The following is a 7,152-nucleotide window of genomic DNA, read 5'->3' on the forward strand; positions in this document are numbered from 1 at the left end:
CTCATACGGGTCTAAATATGCCTGATGGCGCGGGTGTCACCCGGAGGCGTCGAGCCGCCCGGCGGACACGGGCCGAACATGTTTGACGGCCCGAGCGTCACCCGAGGGCGTCGAGTTGCTCGGCGAACCAGCGGTGCGGGGGGAGCGCGGTCGCCGCAGCGGCCAGCAGGACGCCCCTCCTGGCGCGCTCGTCCGAGGGCATCGTGAGGCCCTCGTGCAGCGCGGCGGCCGTGGCCGAGACGTCGTAGGGGTTCACCGTCAGCGCGTGCTCGCCCAGCTCGGCGGCGGCGCCCGCCTCCCGCGACAGCACCAGCGCGCTGCGCGGCGACAGGATCGGCCCCTCCTTGGCCACCAGGTTCATGCCGTCGCGGATCGGGTTGACCAGCAGCACGTCGGCCAGCCGATAGGCGGCCAGCGAGCGCGGGTAGTCGTCGTCGACGTTGAGGATCAGCGGGTCCCAGTCCTCGGTGGCGTACTCGTCCTCGATCTCCTCGGCGCAGCGCTGCACCGCCGCCGTGTACTCGCGGTACTCGGGCAGGTCGTGCCGGGACGGGTAGGCGAAGGCGAGGTGCGTGACCCGGCCGTGCCACTCCGGGTGGGCCGCGAGGAACTGCTTGTAGGCGACCAGGCCCCGCACGATGTTCTTCGACAGCTCCGTCCTGTCGATCCGCACGATCAGCCTGCGGTCGCCCACCTGGGCGCGGAGCGCGGCCATGTGGGACTCCACGTCGGGCTCGGAGGCCCGGGCCCAGAGCGCCTTGCCGTCGACGCCCAGGCTGTGGGTGCCGATCCGGGTCGTCCTGCCCGCGTGCGTGACCGTGCGTTCCCCGCGGTCGACCCGCGCGCCGAGCACCGTCTCGCAGCAGTCCATGAACGCCCCGCCCCAGCGGGCGGTGAGGAAGCCCGCGTGGTCGGCGCCCAGGATGCCTTCGAGGAGCTCGGTCGCGACGTCGTCGGGGAGCAGGTTGAAGTATTCGGGCGGCGCCCACGGCGTGTGCGAGAAGTGCGCCACCCGCAGGTCGGGCCGCTCCCCCCTGAGCATCGCCGGGGCCAGGCTCAGGTGGTAGTCCTGCACCATCACCCGCGCCCCGTGCGGGGCCTCCTCGGCGAGCGCCATCGCGAACGCCTCGTTGTACGACTGGTACGACTCCCACTCCCGGCGGAACCTGGCGTCGAAGTACGGCCTGTTGGGGGTGTCGTAGAGGAGGTGGTGGACGAACCAGAGGGTGGAGTTGGCGACCGCGTTGTAGGCGCGGTGGAAGGTCGCCGGGGGGATGTCGAGCATCCGCAGCGCCCCGGTGTCGTAGCCCGCCTGGTCGAGACGGCCGCCGGGGGCCAGCCGCACGGCGCCGCGGTCGCCGTCGGACAGCGCCGCGCAGACCCACAGGACGTCGAGGTCCCTCGCGACCTCCGACAGGCCGGAGACCAGGCCGCCACCTCCCCTGCGCATGGACAGCGAGCCGTCCTCGGAGAGGGTGAAGGAGACGGGGCCGCGGTTGGAGGCCACCAGGATCGCGCTCATCGATTCTCCTTGAGCGAGGAGACTCCCAAGGTTAACCGGCACCTCGTCGGGATGTCCTCGCTCTTCGGGTCAAGGAAGGAAGGGCGTTCATCGAATTGTGTCAGTTTTTGTCAGCAGGTGGAGTGATGAGCCCTGCCATATCATCCTTTTTGTGGCGGGGAGGGCGGGTCACCATTCGCGGTCCCCGACCGTAGGATGTCCAGCGACCGTGACCGCTGATGGGGGCCCGTGATGGCGCTGGACGAGACGACCGAGGACCTGGCCCGATCGGCCGCCCAAGGTGACCACCGCGCTCTCGGTGAGCTGCTGAAGCGGATCGAGCCCGCCGTGCTCAGGCACTGCGGCCGGATCCTGCCCTTCCGGCAGGACGCCGAGGAGGCCTGCCAGGACACCCTGCTCGCGGTGGCGCGCAACATCGCCCGCTTCGAGGGGCGCGCCCGGTTCAGCACCTGGCTGCACATCGTGACCGCCAACTGCGCCAGGACCACCTACCGCTCGCTGAAGCGCCGCGCGGCCGAGCAGAGCTCCGACGAGCTGCCGCTGCAGAAGCCGGACGTCGCCCGGGTGAGCGTGATCGCCGGCTCCAGGCTGGACCTGCTCGACGCGATGGAGGCGCTGGAGGCCGAGAAGCCGGAGCTGGCCCAGGCGCTGGTGCTGCGCGACATCTGCCAGCTCGACTACAACGAGGTGGCCGAGCAGCTGCGCATCCCGCTGGGCACCGCCAAGTCGCGCATCCACCAGGCGCGCAAGTACGTCCAGGGCGCCCTGGGCGACGCCTACGGCTTCTGACGGGAAAACATCCTCCGCGTGGCGCGTGCCCTCAACGGCCTTGAGAGGACTCATCTGATCTAAAGTGACGTTGCCCGCGTCACGTGATCAATTGGTGACCCACGGCGATCTCCCCTCACGCTTTCGAAAGCCGAGGCCGAGGAGAGATCCATGTCCCGCAGACATGCCGCCGGCGCAGGATGCGTCCTGGCGCTCATCGCACTTGCCCTGGCCGCCGTACCGGCCGGCGCCGACCGCCGGGCGGCGAGTGCCCCGGGCACGCCCGCCACCTCGCCCGCGTCGTCAGCCGTGCGGCAACCGCCGCCGGGCATGCTGGAGGCGCTCGAACGCGATCTCGGTCTCACCGCGGCCCAGGCTCGGGCCCGCCTGCTCAACGAGGCCCACCTGACCCCGATCGCGCTGCGGCTGAGCAGGAGGCTCGGTCCTCGTTTCGGCGGCACCTGGCTCCGGGGGAACAGCGCCCAGTCCCTGGTGATGGCCACCACCAGCCCCGCCGACATCCCCATGATCGTCTCCGAGGGCGCCCTGGCGGAGGTCGTTTCCAGGTCGTTCGCGGAACTCGCCGCGGTCAAGAAGAAGCTCGACAACACCCTGCCCGCGCAGCCTCTCGTGTCGAGTGTGCGCTACGTCGACGTGAAGCGGAACAAGGTGGTCGTCCTCGTCCCGCTCCCCAACGTCGCCCAGACCGTCGTCGAGAGCGCCGGCGTGGACAGGACCGCGGTGGTCGTGCTGCCCTCCACCGAGGTTCCCCAGCCCCTGTACAACCTGGTGGGCGGGGACGCCTACTACATCGGCGTCACCAGCCGCTGCTCGATCGGCTTCCCCGTGCTCAAGGGCACCCAGAACGGCTTCGTCAGCGCCGGGCACTGCGGCAACCCCGGTAACACCACCACCGGCTTCAACCGCGTCGCCCAGGGCGTCTTCCAGGGATCGTCCTTCCCGGGCAACGACTACTCCTGGGTCGCGACCAACGCCAACTGGACGGCCACGCCGGCGGTGGGCAACAGCGAGGGTGGCACCGTCCCCGTCGCCGGCGCCCGGGTCGCCATCGAGGGGGCCTCGGTCTGCCGGTCGGGCTCCACCACCGACTGGCACTGCGGCGTCATCCAGCAGCGCGACGCCAGCGTCACCTACCCCCAGGGCACCGTCTTCCAGCTGACCCGCACCAGCGTCTGCGCCGAACCCGGCGACTCCGGCGGCTCCTTCATCTCCGTCGACCAGGCCCAGGGCGTCACCTCGGGCGGCTCCGGCGACTGCAGCCAGGGCGGCACCACCTACTTCCAGCCGATCGCCGAGATCCTCACCGCCTACGGACTGAGCCTGCGGACCACCGCTGGCAATCCGCCGCCGCCGGTCACGGGCACCTGCACCGGCTTCCCGAACGTCTACACCGGCACCCTGTCCACCGGCCAGTCCGCCTACCAGCCGAACAACCTCTACTACCGGTCGACCGTCAGGGGCCCGCACACCGCCTGCCTGGACGGCATCGAGGGGACCGACTTCGATTTGTACCTGCAGAAGTGGAACGGGACGAGCTGGACGGTCGTCGCCACCTCCGACGGCGCGGGTCCCGACGAGAGGATCTCCTACACCGGCACGGCCGGCTACTACCGCTACCGGGTGTTCTCCACGGCCGGCTCCGGCCCGTACACCCTGGGGTACCGGACACCGTAGCCCCGCGACGGCCGGGAGAAGGGGTGAGGCCCCCGCCGGGCCCGCGATCACCGAGGATCGCGGGCCCGGCGGGGGCCTCACCCGCTTTCCGGGCCGTGTGCCGGATGCCTCGCGACCGGCGCCCCGGCTCCGGTTGTCCGCTGGATAACACGCCATGTCTCGCACAGCGAGACAAGGAGTCAGGAGGGCGGCGGGGCGGGGTAGAGTGCTTAGGACCTGCGCGTCAGGTTCCAAACTGAATATTTGCTCATCCAGAGGGGTGGAGGGACCGGCCCTGCGAAGCCCCGGCAACCATCCCGGTTCAAGACTCGCGATCTGCGCGAGGTCGGCCGGGACAGGTGCCAATTCCGGTCTGTGACCAGGGTGGTCCGCAGACGAAGATGAGGGAAAGGCCTCGCTTCATGGCGCTCGCAACCACTGAGAACAACACCACCTCCTCCGGTCGTGCCGGCGGCGCGCGTGACCCGCGCTTCGGCCCCGCCGTGGCCCTCTCCTGCCGGGAGTGCGGTGCCCGCTACGACCTCGGCCCCGACTTCGCCTGTACGGAGTGTTTCGGGCCCCTTGAGATCGCGTACGAGTTCGGGCGTGTGACCCGGGAGCGCATCGCCGAGGGGCCGACCAACATCTGGCGCTACCGCTCGCTGCTGCCCGTCCCCGAGGACGTGGCCGGCAAGCCCAACATGGCGCCCGGCTGGACCAAGCTCGTCAACGCCGGAAACCTCGCCCGCGAGCTGGGCATCCGCTCCCTGCACGTGAAGGACGACTCCGGCAACCCCACGCACTCCTTCAAGGACCGCGTGGTGGCCATCGCCGTCGAGGCGGCCCGCAGCTTCGGGTTCCACACCCTCTCCTGCTCCTCCACCGGCAACCTGGCCGGCGCCGTGACCGCCGCCGCCGCGCGGGCCGGGCTGGACGCCTGCGTGTTCATCCCCTCCGACCTGGAGCAGGCCAAGATCGTCATGGCCTCCGTGTACGGCGGCAGGCTCATCGGCATCGAGGGCACGTACGACGACGTGAACCGCTTCTGCTCCGAGCTCATCGGCGACGAGCTGGGCGACCAGTGGGGCTTCGTCAACGTCAACCTCCGGCCCTACTACGCGGAGGGGTCCAAGACCCTGGCGTACGAGATCGCCGAGCAGCTCGGCTGGCGCATCCCCGACCAGATCGTCATCCCGGTCGCGTCGGGCTCGCAGCTCACGAAGGTCGACAAGGGCTTCAAGGAGCTGATCGCGCTCGGCCTGGTCGAGGAGAAGCCCTACAAGATCTTCGCGGCCCAGGCCGAGGGGTGCTCCCCGGTCTCCGCCGCCTACAAGGCGGGCCACGACGTGATCCGCCCGGTCAAGCCGGACACGATCGCCAAGTCGCTGGCGATCGGCAACCCGGCAGACGGCCCGTACGTCCTGGACATCGCCCGCCGCACCGGCGGAGCGGTCGAGGACGTCACCGACGCCGAGATCGTCGACGCGATCCGGCTGCTGGCCAGGACCGAGGGCATCTTCGCCGAGACCGCCGGAGGCGTCGTCGTCGGGGTGCTGCGCAAGCTGGTCGCCGCGGGCACGCTCGACCCCGACGCCGAGACCGTGGTCCTCAACACCGGCGACGGCCTCAAGACCCTTGACGCGGTGGCCGCGGAGGCGCGCCCGACCGCGGTGATTCGGCCGTCCCTTGACGCATTCCGTGCGGCTATCGCCTAGAAATCGTGAAAGGTACTGAATTATGAGCGTTTCTGTGCGGATTCCGACGATTCTCCGGACTTACACCGATGGTGCTGCCGAGGTGAACGGAGAGGGTGAGACCCTGCGCGATGTTCTGCAGAAGCTCGACGCGGACTTCCCGGGGATCGGGGCCCGGATTCTCGATGACGCGGGAAAGATCCGACGTTTTGTCAACGTCTATGTAGGGGATGAGGACGTCCGTTTTGTCGACAACCTCGACACGGCCACGCCCTCCGGCGTCCAGGTCTCCATCATCCCGGCGGTGGCCGGAGGCTGATCCTCCCGCCCTGACGCGGCCCTGACCGCCCAGCGCCGCCTCGGCGCCGCCCCAGGGGCGTCCACGACTCCACGGCACCCGCCCGGCTCCGGCCGGGCGGGTGCCGTGTTTTATGACACAAGCTCATATTCGTGGAGTAGATGGATAATGTAACCCTTAACTAACTAATAGTGATAGTGAAACTCTCTCCTCGTACTAAAAGCTCTCGTAAAGAGGTAGTTTGGTGCTTGACTCTGTTGCCCTACCGCTTCCCACAGGTATGGTCGGAACGATCGCCGCGGCGAAGTCCGCTTCGGCGATTGAGGACTTCGCGAGAGGAATGGGCGTCGTCCTTAAGACCAGTAAGAGGAGTCGCAAGTGGCGCAGGGCACCGTCAAATGGTTCAACGCGGACAAGGGCTACGGCTTCATCGCGGTAGACGGTGGTAAGGATGTGTTCGTCCATTACTCCGCGATCATGATGGACGGCTACCGTGCCCTCGAACAGGGCCAACGGGTCGAGTTCGAGATCACCCAGGGTCAGAAGGGCCCGCAGGCGGAATCCGTCCGGGCGGTCTGACACAGCCGTTTCGTGAATTCGCTGGGAAGAGCCGGTGGATCCCGCGGTATCGCAGTCCGCTGGATCCTCACCGCCTAGGCCCGGCTCGCCTTCCCCCCACGGGCGAGCCGGGCCTTCGCGTCGCACGGGGCGCGTGGCCGTACGAGGTGCGCGGGGTGTGTACGCACGGGCGGCGCGCGACACGGGCCCGCCGGGTGGCGGGGAAGACGCCGGCGGCCCGATGATGACGTGCGGCCCACATCCGCGTGACGCGAGATCTACGCTGGTATGACACGGAGTTGACGTCCCCGTCCCGGGTGGCGCAGGTCAACGGATCGTGGCTTGCACTCGACAGGGTAGAGTGCTAAACAGATTGTTGGCACTCACGCATAGAGAGTGCCAATCCTGGATCGAGGCGATGGGGCCCGCCGAACGGAGTCGTGGGCCCACATGCCGTCGCGGGCGTCGGCTCGATCCGGTGTAAGCCACCCTGTCTCTGGGAGGTCTAGCCGTATGGCAGCCAAGATGATCGCGTTTAACGAGGACGCCCGGCGCGGTCTCGAGCGTGGCATGAACCAGCTCGCGGACGCCGTCAAGGTGACCCTCGGCCCCAAGGGCCGTAACGTCGTGCTGGAGAA

General features: G+C 69.0%; 6 protein-coding genes and 1 riboswitch. Of the genes, 5 read left to right on the plus strand and 1 reads right to left on the minus strand.

The window, feature by feature from the left end:
* Window positions 1-97: 97 nt before the first annotated feature.
* On the minus strand, window positions 98-1,522 hold the full coding sequence (locus tag ACSC1Q_RS41755; protein WP_436764288.1) for an alpha,alpha-trehalose-phosphate synthase (UDP-forming): 1,425 nt from the start codon (window positions 1,520-1,522) through the stop codon (window positions 98-100).
* Window positions 1,523-1,753: 231 nt separating this feature from the next.
* Between ACSC1Q_RS41755 and ACSC1Q_RS41760 the strand changes: the two genes are divergently transcribed.
* The 5 genes from ACSC1Q_RS41760 to ACSC1Q_RS41780 all read left to right on the plus strand — a co-directional run bounded on the left by ACSC1Q_RS41760 (window position 1,754) and on the right by ACSC1Q_RS41780 (window position 6,535).
* A complete protein-coding gene (locus ACSC1Q_RS41760) occupies window positions 1,754-2,311 on the plus strand; it encodes an RNA polymerase sigma factor (protein ID WP_436764289.1) in 558 nt (185 codons plus the stop codon).
* Window positions 2,312-2,461: 150 nt separating this feature from the next.
* Window positions 2,462-3,985, plus strand: coding sequence for a S1 family peptidase (locus ACSC1Q_RS41765; RefSeq protein ID WP_436764290.1), 1,524 nt, complete (start codon window positions 2,462-2,464; stop codon window positions 3,983-3,985).
* Window positions 3,986-4,229: 244 nt separating this feature from the next.
* A riboswitch (SAM riboswitch) is annotated at window positions 4,230-4,372 on the plus strand.
* 14 nt (window positions 4,373-4,386) lie between these two features.
* Window positions 4,387-5,679: a threonine synthase gene (gene thrC, locus ACSC1Q_RS41770; protein ID WP_436764291.1), complete on the plus strand. Its 1,293-nt coding sequence runs from the start codon at window positions 4,387-4,389 to the stop codon at window positions 5,677-5,679.
* Between the two features lie 22 nt (window positions 5,680-5,701).
* Entirely contained in the window at window positions 5,702-5,977 is a 276-nt protein-coding gene (locus ACSC1Q_RS41775; protein ID WP_436764292.1) for a MoaD/ThiS family protein, read from the plus strand.
* A gap of 357 nt (window positions 5,978-6,334) precedes the next feature.
* Complete coding sequence (locus ACSC1Q_RS41780) at window positions 6,335-6,535, plus strand: cold-shock protein (RefSeq protein WP_012895270.1); 201 nt, start codon at window positions 6,335-6,337, stop codon at window positions 6,533-6,535.
* Window positions 6,536-7,152 lie beyond the last annotated feature (617 nt).

The organism is Streptosporangium heterodermiicola (assembly GCF_051390675.1).
Lineage (GTDB): Bacteria > Actinomycetota > Actinomycetes > Streptosporangiales > Streptosporangiaceae > Streptosporangium.

Bases quoted from the DNA above. Each gene is read 5' to 3' on its own strand.
- ACSC1Q_RS41775 (WP_436764292.1), top strand. From the start codon at position 5,702: ATGAGCGTTTCTGTGCGGATTCCGACGATTCTCCGGACTTACACCGAT.
- ACSC1Q_RS41765 (WP_436764290.1), top strand. From the start codon at position 2,462: ATGTCCCGCAGACATGCCGCCGGCGCAGGATGCGTCCTGGCGCTCATC.
- ACSC1Q_RS41760 (WP_436764289.1), top strand. From the start codon at position 1,754: ATGGCGCTGGACGAGACGACCGAGGACCTGGCCCGATCGGCCGCCCAA.
- ACSC1Q_RS41755 (WP_436764288.1), bottom strand. From the start codon at position 1,522: ATGAGCGCGATCCTGGTGGCCTCCAACCGCGGCCCCGTCTCCTTCACC.
- thrC (WP_436764291.1), top strand. From the start codon at position 4,387: ATGGCGCTCGCAACCACTGAGAACAACACCACCTCCTCCGGTCGTGCC.